The organism is Paraburkholderia sabiae (assembly GCF_030412785.1).
In the GTDB taxonomy this organism is placed as follows: Bacteria; Pseudomonadota; Gammaproteobacteria; order Burkholderiales; family Burkholderiaceae; genus Paraburkholderia; species Paraburkholderia sabiae.
This window is the reverse complement of sequence record NZ_CP125295.1, coordinates 1,803,194-1,824,351: the sequence shown is the minus strand read 5'-3', so window position 1 is coordinate 1,824,351 and position 21,158 is coordinate 1,803,194. Positions and strand designations below refer to the sequence as shown.

Sequence of the window (21,158 nt, the reverse complement as noted above, 5' to 3'; positions counted from 1 at the left end):
GTTTTGATTACGACCTTCGCCAAACATCTCGTATCGACCCGCTTCTCGCCACCACGCATCGGCGCGCGATACGTCGAACGCACTCATTTGCTCGCGCAACTACGCCGCATGCAACAGTGCCGGCTTGCGCTCGTCACGGGCAGCGCCGGTTACGGCAAAACGACGTTGCTTGCGCAATGGCGGCAGGCGAGCCTGAAGGCCGGCGCGGACGTGGCGTGGCTGTCGCTCACGGCCGACGACAAGGGCTACATCGACTTCTGCACCGCGCTCCTTGCGGCTTTGCGTCGATGCGGCCTGAGCGTCGAGATGGACCTGCCGCTCGAAGAAGCGAGCGCGGCGGCAATGGATGCGTCGATCGCAGCCGTCGTCGAGGCCGCCGTCGATCTGCCGAAAGAGCTTTACCTGTTGATCGACGACTACCATCACGTCGAAGCGCCGCTCGCGCACAAGTTCATGCAGAAGCTGCTCGATCACGGGCCGGGCAATCTGCATCTGGTGATCGCGTCGCGCGTTGCGCCGCCGCTCAGTCTGAGCCGGCTGCGCATGATGGATCAGATCGTCGAGGTGGATAGCGCGATGCTGCCGTTCGATCTCGCCGAAACGCGCCGGTTCGTCGACGACAATCTCGGCGCGGGCAAGCTCAACGCGGACGAGCTGACGCTGATCCACGAACTGACGAGCGGCTGGCCGTCGTGCATTCAGCTGACGGTGATCATGCTGAAAAACCGGCCCGAAACGCGCAACATGCTGCGCGATCTCGTATGGCGTTCCAGCGATCTCCAGACCTATCTGAGCGAAGAAGTGATCGCGCATCTGCCGCCCGAGCTAATGCGATTCGCGGAGGCCGTGTCGGTGTTCCGCCGTTTTTGCGCGCCGCTCGCCGAGTTCGTCACGGGTAACGACAACGCCGCCGATCTGCTCAAGCGGATGGAAGATGAGAATCTTCTGATCATCCGAGTCGATTCCGACGATCGCTTGAGCTGGTTCCGATTTCATCCGCTATTCGGCGAGTTTCTTACGACGCGTCTCGAGCGCGACGACGCGACTGTCGTGCGCGAACTACATCGGCGCGCAAGCCGCTGGTTCTCGGAGCATGGCCTGCTGACGGAAGCGGTCCGGCACGCGAGCGCGGGCGAGGACGTCGAGTTCGCGGCGTCCGTCATCGAGCGCGCCGCGCCCGCCACGTGGAGCCTCGAGTACCTGAGCCCCACGCTCCATCTGCTGGAGCATCTGCCGGAAGAGACCTTGTTCACGCATCCCCGGCTGCTGTTCATCGCGTGTCTCACCGTCGCGCTGACCACGCGGCCGACGAAAGCCAGAGCGTGGGTGGCGAAACTGGAGGCGAACGCATCGTCGGCGCCGCCCGAGATCGCGCACAGCATTCCGTTGATCCACGCGGCGATCGCGTTTCAGGACGACGACACGCAGCGCATGATCGATCTTCTGGAACCGCACCGCGACGCGCGCCTCGAAAATCCGTTCCTGCAGTACATGCGGCTCGCCGAACTGAGCGCCGCCTACAGCGCGGCCGGCCGCTACGCCGATGCGATGCGCCTGCTCGCCGCCCATCCGATCCCGCCCGCCGACGAGGACAACGACATGGCGCTCGTCGCGCAAACGACGCGCGCGACGGCGCTGCTGCTCGAAGGCAACGTGCGCGAAGCTGAGCGCGTCGGCTCGGCGCTGCTCGCGCGCTCGGTGCAGGCCGTCGGCCGGTACTCGATCAGCGCGAACATCTGCGCGTGCGTACTCGCCGATGCGTACTACGAACTCGACCGCATCGACGATGCACGCGAAACCATCGCCAACCGGCGCGGGCTGCTGCAGTCTTCGGGACCGGACGTGACGATCCGCGCGTCGCGCTGCCGCGCACGGCTCGATCTGCTGCAGGAAGGTGCCGACACCGCGCTGACCTTCGTGCAACGGCAGATCGCGCATCTGCACAGCATGCATCAGACGCGCTCCGTCGCCCACATGCAGGGCGAACTGGTGCGCGTGCTGCTCGTCAAGGGCGACCGTGTGCGCGCAAAGGAAGTGTCGGCGTCGCTTGACGAACTCGCGCTCGCCTATCCTGCGGAACGCGGCCTGAGAGCGGAGATTCCGGCGCTCGCGGCACTTGCCCGCGCGCGCGTGCTGCGCGACGAGCGTCCCGACGAAGCGTTGCGCGCGCTGCAAGCCGTGCGCAGTCACGCCGACGCGTTCAAACGCGGCCGTCTCGTCGCGCTAACGGATCTGCTGTGCGCGCTCATCCACGCCGGGCAGAAGAACGCCGATGCCGCCCACGCTTGCCTCGTGCGCGCCGTCGAAGCCGCGCAGCGGCTCGGCATGGTGCGTACGATCGTCGATGAAGGCGCGCCCGCTGCGGCGTTGCTCGCGAACATGGTGCGCGAGAAGAAGCTGACGGGCGCGGTTTTGCAATACGCAACGACTTTGCTCGACAAATTTCCCGAAGACGCGGTGCCCGGCTCTCCGGTCGGTACGCGTCGTGGTCAGGGCGCGTCGAAACTGCAACCCGTATTGACGCAGCGCGAAGTGGAAATCCTGACACTCGTCGCGCAAGCCATGTCGAACAAACGCATTGCGCTCGCGCTCAATATCACGCTCGAAACCGTGAAGTGGAATCTGCGCAATATTTTCGCCAAGCTCGGCGTGTCGAGCCGCTATGACGCGATGATGTGGGCGCGCAAGCGGGAACTGATCAAGTAGCGGTGTTCGATAACGCGTCTCACGACGCCTTGACTAGCCCCGGCGGTTTCCACTCATGTCGTGCGGCCCGTTCGTCGGGCCAGTAGTTGCGCAGCATCAGCGAGAACGCCCCGCCCTTTGGCGCGGGCAGCCAGTTGCTCTCCTTGTCCGCACCCGGCGATTCGGCCTGCAAATAGAGTGTCAGCGAACCGTCGCTGTTGTATTTCAACTCCGTGTTACGGGTACCGAGCGAATAGCGGTTTAGTGCATTCGGCACGAAGAAGTGATGCTCGTCGTAGAGCGTCAGCGACCAGAATCCTCGCGTCGGCGGCAGATGGTCTTTTTCGAATGTGATCGTGTACGCGTTGTCGCCAGTCAGACGCACGCCCGATGCGTCCAGATCCTCGTAGTAATACTTCGTCTCGTTCGGCGCATTGACCATGATGTTCGATCGCGCGACGGCTGTGCGCGTGAAGTAGTCCGTGCCGAACTGCGCGCCGTTGCCGATGGTCGTCCAATGATGCGGCAAGGGCACGCCCCAGTTTCGAAACTGAAGCAACGGCGCAATCAGTTCTTGATCCGCCTTCTCTGCCTCGTCGATCATCGCCTGCTTCAGTGCGGGGTCGTTGTGCGCTGCGTCGATCACGGCCAACACTTGCGCATAGCGTGCCTGTTCGCCGGGCAGCGGCGGTGCGTCGGCCAAAACCGTCGGCAACTCGTCGAAGAATGCCTGGGGGCGCACCCAACGCGTTTCGCCTGCACTGGCCTGCGACGGCTGCGGAAACTTGCGCACGGTACGCCAGTCATGATGCTTCATCGTGCCGTCGTAGTCGGCGAGCGGATAGACGTCCACGCCCGAAATCAGCTGCTGGATTGCTGCCTTGTCGGCGGCCGTGTCCGCCTGAAAGATGCGCGGCACGATCATCGCCGTCGATGTATCCGCGCGAAACACCTGAACGATGCCCTTCGGAACGCTGCCCTTCCAGTCGCGGCCGACGACCATGTAGAAGCCGGGCTTGCTGCCATACATCGAGCCGAGCCGCGCGAAATCGTCCGTCCGGAGATCCGCCAGCTGATAGACCCAGAACCGCTTGCCGAAATCGGGCACCTGAATCACGATGGGGCTGACATCGAGCGCAAGAATGCTCGCGCCGTAGACGACGTCCTGGTTCGGGCAAGCGACCCAGCGCTGCGCGGGCTCGATATAGTCGCTCAGCATCGACAGGCGGTTCAGAGGCGCGAGCGGCACGACCCCGCCGAAAAGCCCCGGCTCGGGCGCCTTCTGAAACGCGAGCCGCCGGTTGTAGAGATTGACCATCGGCCATGCCCAGAACCACGCGTCGCGCGCGACGAGCCGGGCGTAAGGTTCGGTGATGCGGACGTTCGCATCGGGACCTGAAGGCGAGGCCACGGATGGCGGCGGCGCAGTTCCACTCGCCGCTGCATCTGCGGCGAGCGGAAGCAGACCGAGCAAGGCCGCAACGCCGAGTGGCCAGACCGGTGAAAACATCCTCGAAACATGGCGCATCTGTCCTCCCCGATCCTTCCGTTCACACGACGGCGCTCAGACCGCCGTCCACCGCGAGAACCTGTCCCGTGATGTGCTTGCCCGCATCGCTTGCGAACAGCAGCGCGGCGCCCTTGAGGTCTTCTTCGTCGCCCAGACGCCGCAGCGGCACGCGCGAGCACATGTACTCGACACGCAGGCGCGCCAGCGAGCCCTCCGTCATCTTCGTCGGAAAGAAGCCGGGTGCGAGCGCATTGACCGTGATTCCATGCTCGCCCCATTCCGCGGCGAGCGTGCGCGTGAAATTGACCACGGCGCCCTTGGACGTGTTGTAGGCAATCGTCTCCATCGTGCCCGGCGCATTGCCGGCCAGCCCGGCGATCGACGCCACGTTGACGATACGGCCCTGCCGGCGCGGAATCATCGAACGCTTGCCGATCGACTGCGTCAGCAGAAAGAGCCCGCGCACGTTGAGATTCATCACCTTGTCCCACGCGTGCAACGGGTAGTCTTCGGCGGGCGCGCCCCATGTCGCGCCCGCGTTGTTGATCAGGATGTCTACGTAGCCGAGCCGGGACAGCGCGTCGTCGGCTAGACGGGCGATGTCTTCGTCGCGAGCGGCGTCGGCGACGATCCAGTCTGCTTCGATGCCGCGCGCCCGAAGACGGGCGGTCGCTGCCTCCAGTTCGTCGCGCTTGCGGGCAGCGAGCAGAAGTTTGGCGCCCTGATCGCCGAGCGCTTCGGCAATCTGCAAACCGAGTCCGCGAGAGCCTCCCGTCACGAGCGCCGTCTTGCCGCGCAGGTCGAATAGCCTTTTTGCTGTGTACATGCTTTGTCTCCTCCGATATGGACCGCGCCAACGAACGCGCGTTGTGCATGGATCGCGGGCGCGCCCTTTTCCTTGATCAGGCGGGCAAGTTAATCACCTTCCGCGGCACTCGCCGTCCCCTCTTTACGAGGGGGCGTGCGCGCTGGCGTGCTTGCTATTCTCGGGAGCACCCGCGGGTCAAGCCATGCGTCCGGGCGAGAAAAAACGCAGGCAGCAACCCCACATCAAGGAACAAGGAGACCCATGCACCGCCTCATCACCACTCTGCTGATCGCGGCCTCCGCGCTGGCAATCTTCGCGCCCCAGACGATCGCCGCGACCGCGACCATCACGGAGCCGACCAGGGTCGAGGGCCTGCCCGGCTACAACCAGCCGAACCAGTACCTGGCCAAACGTCCCGTCAAGCTGGCGGACAACATGGAACCCGTCATCGACAACGCGGACCAGACCAGCGAAGCGCGCCGCAAGCTCGCCGCGCTGCAGGACAAGACGGGGAAGCGGCCGAACATCGTCGTGTTCCTGCTCGATGACGTCGGCTACAGCGACTTCGGCTTCAATGGCGGCGGCGAAGCCGTCGGCAACGCGACACCCGATGTCGACCGGATCGCGAATCAGAGCCTGGTTCTCACGTCGGCGTATTCGCAGCCAAGTTGCTCGCCCACACGCGCAACGATCATGACCGGCCAGAACATGGCCCATCACGGCATTCAGGTGCCGCCGATGTACGGCCAGCCCGGCGGCCTCGCGGGTCTGACCACGTTGCCGCAGTTGCTGTCGCGGCTCGGTTATACGACCCAGGCCGTGGGCAAATGGCACATCGGCGAGAACGAAGGCTCGCAGCCGCAGAACGTCGGCTTCGACGACTTCCGCGGCTTCCTGTCGGTGTCGGACATGTACACCGAATGGCGCGATCCGCAGTACAACCCGGAAGTCGCGCTGAGTCCGGACCGCTATCGCTACATCCTCAATCTGCCGTTCAACAAGAGCGACGTGCATGCGGTGAAAGGCGGCAAGATCGAAAGTCTGTACGAGATCAATACCGACACCATCAAGGATCTCGATCAGAAATGGCTCGGCTACACGGTCGATTTCCTTAACCGGCAGAAGCAGGCCTCCAAGCCCTTCTTTCTGTACTATGCGCCGCGCGCTTGCCACTTCGACAACTATCCGAACAGCTACTACCTGGGCCGTTCGGCGGCTCGCACCAGCTATGGCGACTGCATCGTCGAAGTCAACGACATGTTCCGCAAGCTGATCGATACGCTCGAGGCCAACGGCGAACTGGACAACACCATCGTCTTCTTTGCCTCCGATAACGGCCCCGAAGAAGAAGTCCAGCCCGCCGCGCGGACGATGTTCCGCGGCGGCAAAGGATCGACGTGGGAAGGCGGCGTGCGCTCGCCGTTCTTCGTGTACTGGAAAGGCATGATCGAGCCGCGCCGTTCGGACGGCCTGTTCGACTTCGCGGACATCTTCAACACGTCGCTGTCGCTCGCCGGACAACCCGGCGCGGCGGCGGGCAAGCTGGTTGCGCCCGACGCGTACATCGACGGCATCGATCAGACTTCGTTCCTGCTCGCCGGCAAGGGCGCGTCGAACCGGCGCAGCGTCTTCTACTTCTGGAACGACGAACTGTCTGCCGTCCGGGTCGACGAGTTCAAGTTCATGCAGAAGGTGCAGATCGCCGATTCGGTCACGCATCGTGGATATAACGGCGGCTTTGCCGGCACGCTCGCGCCGACATGGACCGGTCTGGTGTTCAATCTGTACGCCGATCCCAAAGAGCAGGAGTCGATTGCGATCCGCCACATTCCGATCAGCGTGCCGCTCGTCGTCGAGTTGCAGCGCTATCGCGAAGTGTTGAAGAAATATCCGCCGCGCCATCAGATCTCGTTGAAATAACCAGACCGCGCCGCCGTTCGCATGAACGGCGGCGCAATCGCTTTGTCACGTCAAAACATGAAGCCAGAGAATCGACGCAAATGCTGCGTCGGCGCCGCCGTACTCGTTGTTGCGCTGACCGGCTCGGCGATCGCCGCCTATCAGCACCATCGCGCGACGCCTGCTCCACTGACGCTCGGCGACGGCCGCACAGGACCCGCCGACATGGTCTGGATCGCCGGCGGCGCGTTCACGATGGGTAGCGAATACAGCCGCGCGCTGCCGAACGAAAGGCCCGCGCATCAGGTCCGCTTGCATGGCTACTGGATCGATCGTCACGATGTCACCAACGCCGACTTCGCGCGATTCGTCGCCGCGACGGGCTACGTGACCACAGCCGAACGAAAGCCTCGCTGGGAAGATCTGCAGGTGCAGTTGCCGCCCGGCTCGCCACGTCCGCCCGACGACGTGCTAGTGCCCGGCGCGCTGGTCTTCTCGGGAACCGATGCGCCTGTGCCACTGAACGATTACTCGCGCTGGTGGAAGTTCGTGCCGGGCGCGAACTGGCGGCATCCTGCGGGACCGGGCAGCGACATCGCGGGCAACGACAATCATCCTGTCGTTCAGGTCTCGTACGAAGACGCACTGGCGTACGCGCGATGGGCCGGCAAGCGGCTTCCGACCGAAGCCGAATGGGAATACGCGGCGAGAGGCGGACTCAAACAGGCCGACTATGCGTGGGGCAAGGAATTCGCGCCCAACGGCAAGAAAATGGCCAACACATGGGACGATGCCGCGCGCCCTTTTCCGGTGACGAATGCTGTCGCTAACGAGAAAGTCCAGGTCGGTACGTCGCCTGTCGGTCAGTACGCGCCGAACGGCTATGGTCTGTACGACATGGCCGGCAATGTGTGGCAGTGGGTCGCGGACTGGTATCGCGCGGACGCGTTTGGTATCGAAGCAGCAAGATCCCAGACAGCCGACGATCCGCATGGACCGTCAGATAGCTTCGATCCCGACAACGGACCCACCGCTCATGCACCTGCGCGCGTCACGCGCGGCGGATCGTTTCTGTGCAGCGAAACGTATTGCATCAGCTATCGGGTCAGCGCGCGACGCGGCACCGATCCGATGAACAGCATGTCGCACCTCGGCTTTCGCCTCGCGATGGATCAGAGCGATTGGGAAAAGAAGCAGTGAGATCCCGTCTACGTTGATGGACATGCGAATGGGGCGCGCGCCCCATTCGCCGCGCTCACTGTTACGCGTCTTCGAAAATCACCGGTTCGCCGCGTTCGGCCCACTTCGTCGCGAGCGGCATGTAACGCTCCTCGATTACCCGGCGGCGCATTTTCATCGTCGGCGTGAGACAACCGTTCTCGGCGGTCCACGATTCCTTGACGACCACCACGAACGCCAGCTTCTCGTGCTTCTCCAGCTTTGCGTTGGCGGTTTCGAGCAGCGCCGCCATCTCCATCTGCAGCGCTTCGCGGCTGCGCGTATCGAACAGCTCTTCGCGTGCGGCAGCCGATATCAGCAATAGCGCAAACGGCTGCGGGTAGCCCGCGCCCGTCACGCACACCGATTCCACCTTCGGATGACTCAGGAGATTCTCGATCGGCGTCGGAGCGACGTACTTGCCCTTGCTCGTCTTGAAGATTTCCTTGACGCGCCCGGTGATCTTCAATCGGCCCGCTTCGTCCAGTTCGCCGCAATCGCCGGTACGGAAAAAGCCGTCCTCGGTCCTGCTTTGCGCAGTCAGATCGGGTTGACGATAGTAGCCGAGCATCATCGTCGGCGACTTGAGGAGAATCTCGCCGGTGTCGTCGATCCGGCATTCGACGCCCGGCATCGCTTGCCCGGAGTAACCGGGACGCACCTGGCCGGGGCGGCTGTAATGGGAGTAGGAGAAGTTCTCCGTCATACCGTACACATCGAGCAACTCCAGCCCGAGCGCACGATACCAGGCCGTGATCTCCGTCGGCAGAGGCGCCGAACCCGTGAACGCGAGCCGCGCGGCGTCGAGCCCGAGCATCGCGAGAATGTGCTTGCGCAGCGCGTCGCCCGCGGGCGACGTCTCGTGCACCAACGCCTGCTGGCTGACAGACAGCTGCCCCATCACGGCCTGATAGAAGCGCGTCCACAGACGCGGCATCGAAATGAACGCCGTCGGACGGGCGCGCTGCAAGTCCTGCGAGAACGTGGCAAGACTGTCGTTGAAAAACACGCGGAAGCCGTGGCACAGCGAGTTGGACTCGACGAACGAACGCTCCGCCGTATGTGCGAGCGGCAAATAGGACAGCACGCGGTCGCTCGTGCCGAAGTCGCAGAACGCACCGCTTTCGACGGCATACGCGTAGATCGCGCCGAAGCTGTGCATCACGCCTTTCGGCTCACCCGCACTGCCCGACGTATAGATGATCGTGGCGAGTTCGTCCGGCTGCGGCAGGTGCACATCCTGCAATGGTGCGTGCTGCTCGACGATATCCCGCCACTGCGTCGCTTCGGGCAAGGGCGGCGACATCGGCAGCGCGACCAGCGGTGCATGCGATTGCATCGCGTCGCGTACCGCATTCCAGCCCTCGGCTGCGGCATCCAGCTTGCCGACGAAAGTCAGACGCACGTCGCAATGTTCGAGGACGTAACGCGTCGTCGCCGCGCTCGCGCCCGGATAGAGCGGCACCGACACGTGTCCCGCGAGCCAGATCGCAAGATCGGCGATGATCCAGTGCGCGCTGTTCTTGCCCATGATGGCGATCGCGCTCTTCGGCGGCAGCGCCTGGGTACGCAGCCACGCGGCCATGCGCCGCGCCTCGTCGCCGGCTTCCCGCCAGGTGTAATCGGCGATGCGCCCTTCGGGCGTCGACTCGGTCAGGTAGATCGCATCCGGCTGCACGCGCTCCCAGTGCAGAAACCTGTGTACCAGCGTGCTCGAGTATTTGCCGCTCATGACTTGTCTCCACTTCCTGTTCGTCCTTCAGGACGTTTTTTTAGCCATCCGCAATGCATGCGTCCCGGCCGGCTATCTCCCGGCATGACTGCGTATGCAACCATACGCAGTTATCGGATGCATTTCGCCCACCCGTTTCTGGGGGGCTGGCATCGTGTATGCGTCAGCGTGTGCAACCGCCCGGAAGTGAAGGCTGAGGGCACTACAATGTAGGTGAGATTCCGCCGAACCAAGGTGACCGGAAACGTGATTGTCTCCGCTGCACATCAGGTCATGTCTGCGCTGCGCCGCCATTCGTATCTATGGTTGGCGGGCGTCTCGTTTGGTCTGGTCTGCGCGCCGCTGTCCGCGAAGGAACCCGTCAAACGGCATGTCCGCGAACACGTCCACGCGCGCGCCGACAGCCGCCTGCCAGCCGCCCTGTTCTATTCCTATCCACCCGTTCCATCGACCACCTATGCGCCGCGCCACCATGTGCGCCCGTATGCGCTGAACATGCCGTTGCGCATCGATCAGCCGGGTTACGGGCGGCGCGAACGCTACGGCGCCACGCCGGATTACGGGCGCTTCCCATACGGACAGGTAACGGGCGGCGCGCAATTGTCGGGGCCCGGCGGCACGCAGGGCGATCAGGGTTTGCCCGCATATCCGCTGAGCGCCGATCCGGCGGCCGGTGCATCGTCCGTGACCAGCGACGACTGGAGCTTCTCGGCCAGTCCCGTCATCAATCTGAATCATTCGCACGAACGCGGCGCCACCTTTTCGATTCGGCACGACTTTTGACGCGATGGCAAGGGCATCGGCAACGTTCTCGGCACGGACGAAAAAAATGCTGCGTTCCTCGTCAAAGGAAACGCAGCATCGTCCAGCTTGAGGACAGAGGAGACTTCGACCTGCTACCCGCGTCTTGCAAACCAGCCGGTTTGCATCACGCAGCCTTCAGCAAACCATGCGGATCGAGGACGAACTTGCGCGGTGCACCGCCATCGAACTGGCGATAGCCATCGGGCGCGTTATCCAGCGAAATAACCGTCACGTTCACGATATCCGCGATAGGCAGACGGTCCCACAGAATCGCCTGCATCAGATTGCGGTTGTACTTCATCACGGGCGTCTGGCCCGTGTGGAACGAGTGCGACTTCGCCCAGCCGAGGCCGAAGCGGATCGACAGGCTGCCCTTCTTCGCGGCGGCATCGGCGGCGCCCGGATCGTCCGTCACGTAGAGGCCCGGAATGCCGATCGCGCCCGCGGGCTTCGTGATGTCCATCAGCGAATTGAGCACCGTGGCGGGCGCTTCTTCGCGCGCGCCGCTGCTGCCGTGGCCGTGGGCCTCGAAGCCGACGCAATCGACGGCGCAATCCACTTCCGGCTTGCCGAGAATCTGCGCGATCTGCTCGCCGAGCGTCGCATCCTTCGACAGATTAACCGTCTCGAAGCCGACCGCTCGCGCATGCGCGAGCCGCTCTTCGTTCATGTCGCCGACGATCGTGCACGCCGCGCCCAGAATGCGCGCCGACGCAGCCGCCGCCATGCCGACAGGGCCTGCGCCCGCGATATACACCGTCGAACCCGGCTTGACGCCCGCCATTACTGCGCCGTGATAGCCCGTCGGGAGGATGTCCGAGAGACAGGTTAGATCGCGGATTTTTTCCATCGCGCGGTCGCGGTCGGGAAACTTCAGCAGATTGAAGTCGGCATACGGCACCAGCACGTATTCGGCCTGCCCGCCGATCCAGCCGCCCATATCGACGTAACCGTAAGCGCCGCCCGCGCGCGACGGGTTCACGTTCAGGCACACGCCCGTATGCTGTTCCTTGCAAGTCTGGCAGCGGCCGCAAGCCACATTGAACGGCACGGAAACCAGATCGCCGATTCTCAGCGTCTCCACGTCGCGGCCCACTTCGACCACTTCGCCCGTGATTTCGTGCCCTAAAACAAGGCCGATTTCCGCGGTCGTGCGACCGCGCACCATATGCTGGTCCGAGCCGCAGATATTCGTCGACACCACTTTCAGAATCACGCCGTGACCGATGGCGCGTCCGCGCGGATCGACCATCTTCGGATAATCGATCGACTGCACTTCGACCTTGCCCTGCCCCAGATACACGACACCGCGATTGCTGCTCATCGTCTCGTCTCCATGTTCGTCTGAATGCGCAAAAAGGCGCTGAGTCGAGGTTAGTCCCTTTGCCCTGTGGCCCAATGTTCAAAACACGACACGCGCTTTCCTGAAACCGACATCACCGGTTCGGACGGTTTTTGTTGATTGAACGTTCAATAAAAAACAACTAGAGTGACGACTTTCGGAAGCGCTGCGAGTCTCCATGCCCAAAGTCGGAATGCGCGAAGTGCGTCGCGCGCAACTGATCGACGCCACCTTGCTCACAATCGACCAGTCCGGTCTGTCGGGCACGACGCTCGCGTCCGTCGCGCAGCGCGCGAACATTTCGACGGGCATCGTCAGCCACTATTTCGGCGACAAGGACGGTCTGCTCGAAGCGACGATGCGCCATATCCTGCGCGACCTGTGGGCCGCCACGACGCGCCGCCGCATCGCAGCGAAATCACAGCCGCGCGCGCGTTTGCGTGCAATCGTCGCGGCGAATTTCGACGTGTCGCAGGTGAGCGGCCCCGTCATGAAGACGTGGCTCGCGTTCTGGTCCGAAAGCATGCACGAGCCCGCGCTGCGCCGTTTGCAGCATGTGAATACGCGGCGGCTCTATTCGAACCTGTGCGCCGAATTCGCGAAGGAACTGCCGCGCGCGTCGGCGCGTCGCGCCGCGAGCGGCCTTGCCGCGATGATCGACGGCTTGTGGCTGCGCGGCGCGCTGTCCGGCGATCCGTTCGATACAAAAGCGGCGCTGCGCCTCGCGAACGACTATATCGACCTGCTGCTCGCACAAAGCGCCGCGTAACACCGCGCGCTGCGAAAACCACTGCATTTCAAGGAGAAAACAGATGCCCGCATACGGCCTGCAACGTCTCTACATCGGCGGCGAATACGTCGACGCCACGAGCGGTGCCACCTTCGACACCTTCGATCCCGCTACAGGCGAACTGCTCGCCACGGTCCAGCAAGCCAGCGAAGCCGACATCGAACGCGCGGTGCATTCGGCGCGCGAAGGCCAGCGCGCGTGGGCCGCGATGACGGCGATGCAGCGCTCGCGCATTCTGCGCCGCGCCGTCGAATTGCTGCGCGCGCGCAACGACGAACTCGCCGAACTCGAAATGCGCGACACGGGCAAGCCGATTGCCGAAACGCGTGCAGTCGATATCGTCACAGGCGCCGACGTGATCGAGTACTACGCGGGACTTGCGACAGCGATCGAAGGCCAGCAGATCCCGCTGCGCCCCGAATCGTTCGTTTATACGCGGCGCGAGCCGCTGGGCGTGACGGCGGGCATCGGCGCATGGAACTATCCGATCCAGATCGCGTGCTGGAAGTCGGCGCCCGCGCTCGCAGCCGGCAACGCGATGATCTTCAAGCCGAGCGAAGTCACGCCGCTGTCGGCCTCGAAGCTCGCGGAAATCTATCTGGAAGCCGGCGTGCCAGCCGGCGTATTCAACGTCGTGCAAGGCGACGGACGCGTCGGCGCGATGCTGAGCGCGCATCCGGGTATCGCGAAGATTTCGTTCACGGGCGGCGTGGAGACGGGCAAGAAGGTGATGTCGATGGCGGGCGGTTCGTCGCTGAAGGAAGTGACGATGGAACTCGGCGGCAAGTCGCCACTGATCGTGTTCGACGACGCCGATCTCGACCGCGCCGCCGATATCGCCGTGACGGCCAACTTCTTCAGCGCGGGACAGGTGTGCACGAACGGCACGCGCGTGTTCGTGCATCAGTCGGTGCAGCAGGCTTTCGAAGCGCGCGTGATCGAGCGCGTGAAGCGGATTCGCGTCGGCAAGCCGTCCGATCCGTCGACCAATTTCGGGCCGCTCGCGAGCGCGGCGCAACTCGACAAGGTGCTCGGCTACATCGACAGCGGCAAGCGCGAAGGCGCGCGGCTCGTGGCGGGCGGCGCACGCATCGTCGATGGCGAATTCAGCAAAGGTCAGTACGTGCAGCCCACCGTATTCGCCGACTGCCGCGACGACATGAAGATCGTGCGCGAAGAAATCTTCGGCCCGGTGATGAGCATTCTGACTTTCGCCGACGAGGACGAAGCGATCGCGCGCGCGAACGACACGATCTACGGGCTCGCAGCGGGCGTCGTGACGGAGAACCTGTCGCGCGCGCATCGCGCGATTCACCGGCTCGAAGCGGGCATCTGCTGGATCAACACGTGGGGCGAATCGCCCGCCGAAATGCCCGTTGGCGGCTACAAGCAGTCGGGCGTGGGCCGCGAAAACGGCATCACGACACTCGAGCACTACACGCGCATCAAGTCCGTCCAGGTCGAACTGGGCCCCTATCAGCCCGTGTTTTGAGGGAGCGCAGCATGGCAGCCAAAGAGTACGACTACATCATCATCGGCGCGGGATCGGCGGGCAATGTGCTCGCGACGCGTCTGACGGAAGACCGCGACGTGACCGTGCTGCTGCTCGAAGCGGGCGGCCCCGACTACCGCTTCGACTTTCGCACGCAGATGCCTGCTGCGCTCGCCTATCCGTTGCAGGGACGTCGCTATAACTGGGCCTATGAAACGGACCCTGAGCCGTTCATGGACAACCGGCGCATGGAATGCGGACGCGGCAAGGGCCTCGGCGGTTCGTCGCTGATCAACGGCATGTGCTACATCCGCGGCAACGCGCTCGACTACGACGGCTGGGCCGAACGAAAAGGCCTTGAAAACTGGGCTTATCTGGATTGTCTGCCGTATTTCCGCAAGGCCGAAACGCGCGACGTCGGCGCGAACGACTATCACGGCGGCGACGGCCCCGTGCATGTGACGACGAGCAAGCCGGGCGTGAATCCTCTCTTCGAAGCGATGATCGAAGCGGGCGTGCAGGCGGGCTATCCGCGCACCGACGACCTCAACGGCTATCAGCAGGAAGGCTTCGGACCGATGGACCGCACGGTGACGGCGAACGGCCGCCGCGCGAGCACCGCGCGCGGCTATCTGGATCAGGCGAAGCCCCGTTCCAATCTCACGATCGTCACGCACGCCATGACCGACCGCATTCTGTTCAGCGGCAAGCGCGCGCAAGGCGTCGTGTATCTGGATGGACAGGCGCAGATCACGGCGCACGCGCGACGCGAAGTGCTGCTGTGCAGCGGCGCCATCGCGTCGCCGCAGATTCTGCAACGCTCGGGCGTCGGGCCTGGTGCGTGGCTGCGCGAACTCGACATTCCCGTCGTGCTCGATCTGCCCGGCGTCGGACAGAATCTGCAGGATCACCTCGAAATGTACATGCAGTACGAGTGCAAGGAACCCGTGTCGCTGTACCCTGCCCTGCAGCTGCGCAATCAGCCCGCCATCGGTATCGAATGGATGCTGAAGGGCACGGGCATCGGCGCGAGCAATCATTTCGAAGCGGGCGGCTTTATCCGCACGCGCGACGACGACCCGTGGCCGAACATCCAGTATCACTTCCTGCCCGTCGCGATCAACTACAACGGCACGAACGCGATCAAGATGCACGGCTTCCAGGCGCACGTCGGTTCGATGCGCTCGCCGAGCCGTGGCCGCGTGAAGCTGCGTTCACGCGATCCGCGCGAGCATCCGTCGATCCTCTTCAACTACATGGCGGAAGCGCTCGACTGGCGCGAGTTCCGTGACGCGATCCGCATCACGCGCGAGATCATCGCTCAACCTGCGCTCGACCGTTTCCGTGGTCGCGAGCTGAGCCCCGGCCACGCGTTGCAGACCGATGCGCAGATCGACGCGTTCGTGCGTGCGCGCGCGGAGACGGCCTACCATCCGTCGTGCTCGTGTGCGATGGGTTATGACGACATGGCCGTCGTCGATGGCGAAGGACGCGTGCATGGTCTCGAAGGACTGCGCGTGGTCGATGCATCGATCATGCCACGCATCACCACAGGCAACCTGAACGCGCCGACGATCATGCTCGCCGAGAAAATCGCCGATCGCATTCGCGGACGCACGCCGCTCGCGCGCTCGACAGCGCCCTACTACGTGGCGAACGGCGCACCCGCGCGCGGCGCAAAGCAGGTTGCGCGCGCACCGGCACAGAGCATGCCTGCGCATACGCATTGAGCGGGCGCGTGCGTCATCGCAACAACGCGCAACAACGGGCAGCAGAACCCGCGATGACGCACACATACCATCCCAATGCCGAATCTGTTCTATATGACGGATTAATGGCGGCATCTACTGGAACGAACCGGCTTCGCTGATGCAGCCGGCTTCTTCCACCCTCCACCGGGGATGCCATGCCGACCACCGCTTCCGCCAAACGAGCCAGCGCTGCCGCGCGGCTCGAACGTCTGCCGTTTTCGGGCTATCACCGCACCATCTTCATCATCATCGCGATTGCGTTCTTCTTCGACTCCGTCGATCTCGGCACGATGACCTTCGTGCTCGGTTCGATCAAGACGGAGTTCGGACTGTCGAGCGCAACGGCTGGCCTCGTCGCGAGCGCGAGCTTCTTCGGCATGGTGCTCGGCGCCGCCGTTGCGGGCCTGTTCGCCGATCGCTTCGGGCGTCGTCCGGTGTTTCAGTGGAGCATGGTTTTGTGGGGCGCAGCGTCGTATCTGTGCTCGACGGCGCAGAGCGTCGATGCGCTGATCGTGTATCGCGTGCTGCTCGGTATCGGCATGGGCATGGAGTTCCCCATCGCGCAGACGCTGCTGTCGGAATTCGTGCCGACGGCTTCGCGCGGCCGTCTCGTCGCGCTGATGGACGGCTTCTGGCCGCTGGGTTTCATCACGGCGGGCTGTGTGTCGTTCTTCGTGCTGCCGCATTTCGGCTGGCGCACCGTGTTCGCGCTGCTCGCCATTCCTGCCGTGTTCGTGCTGATCGTGCGGCGCATCGTGCCCGAATCGCCGCGCTGGCTCGAACATCGCGGACGTCTCGCACAAGCCGATGCCGTGCTGGGTTCGATCGAAGCGAAGGTGATGAAATCGAAAGGACTGCGTTCGCTGCCCGCGCCGTCGATGCTCGCGGATTCTGCCGAACCATCGAAACACGGCGCATTCCGCGAAATCTGGAGCGCCGCGTATCGCCGGCGCACCGTCATGGTCTGGGCGCTGTGGTTCTTCGCGCTGCTGGGCTTCTACGGGCTCACGTCGTGGCTCGGCGCATTGATGCAGCAGGCGGGCTTCGCCGTGACGAAATCGGTGCTGTACACGGTGCTCATTTCGTTGGGCGGCGTGCCCGGATTTTTGTGCGCTGCGTGGCTTGTCGAACGTTGGGGACGCAAGCCGACGTGTATCGCGTCGCTGTTGGGCGGCGGCGTGATGGCCTATGCGTACGGGCAAACCGCATTGCACGCCGACAGCATTACGCTGCTGATCTGCACAGGTCTCGCGATGCAGTTCTTCCTGTTCGGCATGTGGGCCGTGCTCTACACGTACACGCCTGAACTCTACGGCACGGGCGCGCGGGCCACGGGCTCGGGCTTTGCATCGGCGATCGGCCGCGTCGGTTCGCTGATCGGCCCGTACGCGGTCGGCGTGGTGTTGCCCATCTTCGGACAAGGCGGCGTGTTCACGCTCGGCGCGCTGTCGTTCGGCGTGGCGGCGCTCGCCGTGTGGGTGCTCGGCATCGAAACGAAGGGGCTGTCGCTCGAAACGCTCGTGTCGCATGTCGATGACGATGCGTCAGAGTGGCGCGTCACCGCCGACGACGCGCGTTGATACACGCAGGCGCACACATCCTTTCCACTGGCTGTAACGGGCTTTCCCTCGCGTAAGCCTGTTACAGCATCCTCATCGCGCCGTGACGGCGTCGAAACACGCATGCGTTGCGCACACGGCGCAAACCGCCGCCTTTCGCTACCGTCAGACCTGTAACGACGTAACGTGATGAAACACGTCCGTAGTCAAACTGTCGTGCCATCCGACTAGCATGTGAGCACTGATCGCTCACTTGTCTACGGAGGTGTCCGAATGTTGAGCCCTCACGAACTCGCGACGCTCATGCTGTTGAATAGCCATGAGCGCCGTATCGAATCGCTCGACCCCGATGTATTGGCGTTGCGGCGCTATGAACTCGTCGAAGTGCACGAGCTTCGCGGCGGCGTTGCCGCATTGCAGATCAGCGCGCGTGGACGCGATCTGCTGAAACGTCTTGGGATGGATGCACGCCGACTGAACCGTTAGCGTCGACGCGAACGCGCTGCGGTATTGGCAGCACCCTGCTGCCGCTCGCTCACGATGTTGAACATGCTCATGCGTACCGTGATGTGCATGGTGTTTGCAGTGAACGATGACGGTTGCAGCGCGGGTTTTGCCTCGACGGGTTTTGCTTCAGCGACTTTCGCTTCAGATGCGGGACGCGGCGCGCTGTGCGGGACCTCTGTCGTCGCAGGACGCTCGACGACCGCTTCGCTTGCAGTCGCGGCGTGCTCTGTCATCACGGGCATGTCCGTGTCCACCAGACTTTCCGCCAGTTCGGGCACTTCGGCTCTGACCATGGTGTCGGCGAATACGGGCTCGCCGATGCGCGCGGCACTCGTTTCCATCACAGGCTCGCGCCGGGCTTGCCCGGCGGCATCGACGGATTGACCTGCCGACACATCGACCCATTTAGGCAGATCCGCGAGATCGACGATCGTGAGCTTGCCGCCGTAGACCGCGCCCGTGTCGATGTTGATCACGTTGTCTTTCGCGGTGACGCCCGCCACGGGCGTATGGCCGACGATCACGGCCGTCACGTTGTCGATCCGGCCCGGCGCATGCGACTGCGCACGCACGCTGTGCTTCGCCTTGTCCAGCAGACTGCGCAACGTGTTACGCGACGGCGACGGATGCGGCTGATAAGTTTTCCAGCGCGTGCGCGACCAGATCGCCTTGCGGCGCGTCTTGCCGTCCGCCTTTTCCCGTTCGATTTCGCCGACCAGCCGGTTCCAGTCGGAAACAGGCGAATCGGCGTGCACGATACCGACGAGTCCGTGTTCGGTTTCGATCTCGATCAGATACGGCAGCGAGGCCATATACGCGGCAATCTCGTTGACCCATTCGCGTTCTTCCGCGCGATCGAGTAGCCAGTTTCCGCCATTACCCAACAGCGAAAACGCCTGTTCTTCGCCGGCATGCCAACGCACGATCACATCTTCGTGATTGCCCTTCACCGACCTGATGCCATATCGCTCGACGGCTTCGAGCAGATGCTCCGACTGCGGCCCGCGATCGACGAGATCGCCGACTGCGAACAGCCGGTCGCGTTGCGGATCGAAGTTGCGCGCTTCGAGCTCCGCGCGCAGTTGCGCGAAGCAGCCGTGTATATCTCCCACGACGAAGTCGCGTCCCGAGTCGTTACGCGGATAGCGGTGAACGGCGCGATAGGGCTCTCTCATGGTTCAGAACATACAAATAACGGCATTGAACGGAAGAAAAAAAATCCGCGAAAAAATTCAAATAAAACAGATAAAAAATCGGGGCAGGTACGGTTCGAAGTGCGTGCGCTGCATGGTTGAGGCCAAGCATAGCGCGCAGAAAGTGGAAAAGGTGCTACACAAAAAAGGATTGTGTAACCGTTCGTGAGGCGCGCTGGAGATGCCTGTTTGCGAGGCTCATTTCGCCTCGCAAACAGGCGCTTCGTCAGCCGCTTATGCCGAGTCCATCCGCAGCGCGCCGGGCGTCGCCACGGCCCGCCTGGCATTCGACGCGAGCATGCGCGCCAGCAATACCTTCGAGATATGCAATTCCGTCGCCGCCGCGTCGAGCCGGCCCTGATTTCGTGCGACGGCCAGTTCGACGGCGTCCCATTCGGGAATGTCGTCGGTTTCGTCCGACGCCCGCATCATCGGCATGCTGGAGATATGTTCGAAACCCAGATCCGTCGCACTGATCAGCGGCCCGTTACTGGCCACGATAGCATGACGGATACGGTTGATCATTTCGCGCACGTTGCCGGGCCAGGTGTGCGTATCGAACGCTTCCCACGCGCACACCGAAAAACCCTGCACCTGATGCCGCGAATCGGAACGGAAGCTCTTCAGCAGATGCGCCGCGAGCAGACGGATGTCCGGGCCGCGTTCGCGCAGCGGTGGAATGACAATCGTCGCGGACGACAGCGCCGAAAAAAGACGCGCGTGCAGACGGGCTTCGTCTGCAGCGCGCTGCAGGTCGATATGTGTCGAGCAGATGATGCGCACATTGCACGCACCGTCATCGATCAGATCCGCGAGCCGTTCTTGTGCTGCAAGCGGCAGTTCGCAGATGCCGTCGATATACAGTGAGCCGCCCTCCGCCATGCTCAGGCGAGATCGCTGATTGCCCGTTTCGACTTTAGTCTCCCCTACGCCAAATATTTCCGCTTCCACGCGCTCAGGCGCGTACGCTGCACAATCGATCGAGACGAACGGCCCTTCTCTGCGCGCCGAACCCAGATGAATCGACGATGCTGTCAGCGCCTTGCCACTCCCCGATTCGCCGACGATCGTCACCGCGCGTTCGTGTTCGGATGCAGTCCGTATTGCCGCGCGCACTTCGCCCATCGAAGCGCTCGCGCCGATCATCGCAAGCGCTCCCGTATTGGCCGTATTGCCGCTCTTGTACTCGGTCGAATCAGCGGCCGACATCTCATAGGCGCGATCGAGTTCCTGCGCGATCGTTTCCGCTGCTGCGGGCAGGCGGATATAACTCACGCAACGCGTGCGCACGATGCGCCCGATTTCCGGGTCCTCGAGATGCGCATTGGTGACGACGGCGACCCAGCTGATGGCTGCACTCGAACGCGTGAGTTCGTCGACTTCATTCAGGTCGGCGGGAATGCTCAGAGAAGGAAATTCGATCAAACCTGCGGCACGATCGTTCGCGAGCAACGCGGCACCTTGTCGTTCTCGAATGTCGATGCTGCGGATACGCCATTGCAGCGACGGAAGATTTCCGTCGAGACATGCGCGTTCGGGATTGCAGACGTGATAGAGCCGTTTCAGATTTAGATTCATGGTGTGATCGGTTAGCCCGCCTCGAATGATCGAATAAGTACCGACCACTCACGTCCCCCGTTTTAACGTCAGCGATCGGTGACTAAAAAGTAGCGGAATAGCAGATGCATCAATACGGCCGGTTGTTACCGTTTGAAAACGTCTACATGCAACTTCGCGCTGCGGCATTTACGGGCGGGAAGATGGCGGCGAGCACGTGAGCCGCGCCGATAAAGCGACAGAAGGGAGATAGCGCGAATGCCGCATAACGCATCACGGTTACGCGAGTAACGATCCTTTACATTCGTAAA

The 21,158-nt window shown here is 63.1% G+C and carries 15 protein-coding genes; 9 read left to right on the top strand and 6 right to left on the bottom strand.

Translation table 11 applies throughout. From position 1 onward, the window contains the following. Nucleotides 1-3: 3 nt before the first annotated feature. Nucleotides 4-2,706, top strand: a complete 2,703-nt coding sequence (locus QEN71_RS08220; RefSeq protein ID WP_201659564.1) for a LuxR C-terminal-related transcriptional regulator — start codon at nucleotides 4-6, stop codon at nucleotides 2,704-2,706. A gap of 19 nt (nucleotides 2,707-2,725) precedes the next feature. Here the strand turns inward: QEN71_RS08220 and QEN71_RS08215 are convergent, their stop codons facing one another. Further along, nucleotides 2,726-4,195, bottom strand: coding sequence for a DUF1254 domain-containing protein (locus tag QEN71_RS08215; protein ID WP_201659567.1), 1,470 nt, complete (start codon nucleotides 4,193-4,195; stop codon nucleotides 2,726-2,728). Nucleotides 4,196-4,235: 40 nt separating this feature from the next. Continuing rightward, entirely contained in the window at nucleotides 4,236-5,021 is a 786-nt protein-coding gene (locus QEN71_RS08210) for an SDR family oxidoreductase (protein WP_201659569.1), read from the bottom strand. Nucleotides 5,022-5,264: 243 nt separating this feature from the next. Between QEN71_RS08210 and QEN71_RS08205 the strand changes: the two genes are divergently transcribed. Both QEN71_RS08205 and QEN71_RS08200 read left to right on the top strand, forming a co-directional pair. After that, complete coding sequence (locus QEN71_RS08205) at nucleotides 5,265-6,923, top strand: sulfatase-like hydrolase/transferase (RefSeq protein ID WP_201659572.1); 1,659 nt, start codon at nucleotides 5,265-5,267, stop codon at nucleotides 6,921-6,923. Between the two features lie 57 nt (nucleotides 6,924-6,980). Beyond that, a complete protein-coding gene (locus QEN71_RS08200; RefSeq protein WP_201659575.1) occupies nucleotides 6,981-8,102 on the top strand; it encodes a formylglycine-generating enzyme family protein in 1,122 nt (373 codons plus the stop codon). A 61-nt stretch (nucleotides 8,103-8,163) separates the two neighbouring features. Here QEN71_RS08200 and QEN71_RS08195 read toward each other — a convergent pair whose 3' ends face one another. After that, on the bottom strand, nucleotides 8,164-9,852 hold the full coding sequence (locus QEN71_RS08195) for an AMP-binding protein (RefSeq protein ID WP_201659578.1): 1,689 nt from the start codon (nucleotides 9,850-9,852) through the stop codon (nucleotides 8,164-8,166). A 246-nt stretch (nucleotides 9,853-10,098) separates the two neighbouring features. Here QEN71_RS08195 and QEN71_RS08190 point away from each other — a divergent pair, with 246 nt between their 5' ends. Continuing rightward, the gene (locus QEN71_RS08190) at nucleotides 10,099-10,635 is read left to right on the top strand and encodes a hypothetical protein (protein WP_201659581.1); all 537 of its coding nucleotides are present in this window, start codon (nucleotides 10,099-10,101) and stop codon (nucleotides 10,633-10,635) included. 145 nt (nucleotides 10,636-10,780) lie between these two features. Here the strand turns inward: QEN71_RS08190 and fdhA are convergent, their stop codons facing one another. Beyond that, on the bottom strand, nucleotides 10,781-11,980 hold the full coding sequence (gene fdhA, locus QEN71_RS08185) for a formaldehyde dehydrogenase, glutathione-independent (protein ID WP_201659584.1): 1,200 nt from the start codon (nucleotides 11,978-11,980) through the stop codon (nucleotides 10,781-10,783). Nucleotides 11,981-12,176: 196 nt separating this feature from the next. Here fdhA and betI point away from each other — a divergent pair, with 196 nt between their 5' ends. The 5 genes from betI (at nucleotide 12,177) to QEN71_RS08160 (ending at nucleotide 18,076) form a co-directional block, all read left to right on the top strand. Then, complete coding sequence (betI, locus tag QEN71_RS08180) at nucleotides 12,177-12,767, top strand: transcriptional regulator BetI (RefSeq protein WP_201659586.1); 591 nt, start codon at nucleotides 12,177-12,179, stop codon at nucleotides 12,765-12,767. A gap of 43 nt (nucleotides 12,768-12,810) precedes the next feature. Continuing rightward, nucleotides 12,811-14,280 (top strand): betaine-aldehyde dehydrogenase, encoded by a 1,470-nt coding sequence (gene betB, locus QEN71_RS08175; RefSeq protein ID WP_201659589.1) that lies wholly within the window; start codon nucleotides 12,811-12,813, stop codon nucleotides 14,278-14,280. Nucleotides 14,281-14,291: 11 nt separating this feature from the next. After that, the gene (gene betA, locus QEN71_RS08170; RefSeq protein WP_201659592.1) at nucleotides 14,292-16,010 is read left to right on the top strand and encodes a choline dehydrogenase; all 1,719 of its coding nucleotides are present in this window, start codon (nucleotides 14,292-14,294) and stop codon (nucleotides 16,008-16,010) included. Between the two features lie 176 nt (nucleotides 16,011-16,186). Beyond that, complete coding sequence (locus tag QEN71_RS08165) at nucleotides 16,187-17,611, top strand: MFS transporter (protein ID WP_201659595.1); 1,425 nt, start codon at nucleotides 16,187-16,189, stop codon at nucleotides 17,609-17,611. Nucleotides 17,612-17,863: 252 nt separating this feature from the next. Continuing rightward, a complete protein-coding gene (locus tag QEN71_RS08160; RefSeq protein WP_201659598.1) occupies nucleotides 17,864-18,076 on the top strand; it encodes a hypothetical protein in 213 nt (70 codons plus the stop codon). On the opposite strand, the gene QEN71_RS08155 is transcribed toward QEN71_RS08160, so the two are convergent. Both QEN71_RS08155 and QEN71_RS08150 read right to left on the bottom strand, forming a co-directional pair. After that, nucleotides 18,073-19,272 carry a metallophosphoesterase gene (locus QEN71_RS08155; protein WP_201659601.1) on the bottom strand — a complete coding sequence of 400 codons (1,200 nt, stop codon included), beginning with the start codon at nucleotides 19,270-19,272 and terminating at the stop codon, nucleotides 18,073-18,075. The two genes, QEN71_RS08160 and QEN71_RS08155, sit on opposite strands and share 4 nt — an antisense overlap. 252 nt (nucleotides 19,273-19,524) lie before the next feature. Further along, nucleotides 19,525-20,868, bottom strand: a complete 1,344-nt coding sequence (locus tag QEN71_RS08150; protein WP_201659604.1) for a sigma-54-dependent transcriptional regulator — start codon at nucleotides 20,866-20,868, stop codon at nucleotides 19,525-19,527. Nucleotides 20,869-21,158 lie beyond the last annotated feature (290 nt).

What these genes read in the sequence shown, in the direction of transcription:
- QEN71_RS08210 (WP_201659569.1), bottom strand. Translation starts at nt 5,021, where the DNA reads ATGTACACAGCAAAAAGGCTATTCGACCTGCGCGGCAAGACGGCGCTC.
- betA (WP_201659592.1), top strand. Translation starts at nt 14,292, where the DNA reads ATGGCAGCCAAAGAGTACGACTACATCATCATCGGCGCGGGATCGGCG.
- QEN71_RS08160 (WP_201659598.1), top strand. Translation starts at nt 17,864, where the DNA reads ATGTTGAGCCCTCACGAACTCGCGACGCTCATGCTGTTGAATAGCCAT.
- QEN71_RS08155 (WP_201659601.1), bottom strand. Translation starts at nt 19,272, where the DNA reads ATGAGAGAGCCCTATCGCGCCGTTCACCGCTATCCGCGTAACGACTCG.
- QEN71_RS08215 (WP_201659567.1), bottom strand. Translation starts at nt 4,195, where the DNA reads ATGTTTTCACCGGTCTGGCCACTCGGCGTTGCGGCCTTGCTCGGTCTG.
- betB (WP_201659589.1), top strand. Translation starts at nt 12,811, where the DNA reads ATGCCCGCATACGGCCTGCAACGTCTCTACATCGGCGGCGAATACGTC.
- QEN71_RS08150 (WP_201659604.1), bottom strand. Translation starts at nt 20,868, where the DNA reads ATGAATCTAAATCTGAAACGGCTCTATCACGTCTGCAATCCCGAACGC.
- QEN71_RS08205 (WP_201659572.1), top strand. Translation starts at nt 5,265, where the DNA reads ATGCACCGCCTCATCACCACTCTGCTGATCGCGGCCTCCGCGCTGGCA.
- QEN71_RS08195 (WP_201659578.1), bottom strand. Translation starts at nt 9,852, where the DNA reads ATGAGCGGCAAATACTCGAGCACGCTGGTACACAGGTTTCTGCACTGG.
- QEN71_RS08200 (WP_201659575.1), top strand. Translation starts at nt 6,981, where the DNA reads ATGAAGCCAGAGAATCGACGCAAATGCTGCGTCGGCGCCGCCGTACTC.
- QEN71_RS08165 (WP_201659595.1), top strand. Translation starts at nt 16,187, where the DNA reads ATGCCGACCACCGCTTCCGCCAAACGAGCCAGCGCTGCCGCGCGGCTC.
- betI (WP_201659586.1), top strand. Translation starts at nt 12,177, where the DNA reads ATGCCCAAAGTCGGAATGCGCGAAGTGCGTCGCGCGCAACTGATCGAC.
- fdhA (WP_201659584.1), bottom strand. Translation starts at nt 11,980, where the DNA reads ATGAGCAGCAATCGCGGTGTCGTGTATCTGGGGCAGGGCAAGGTCGAA.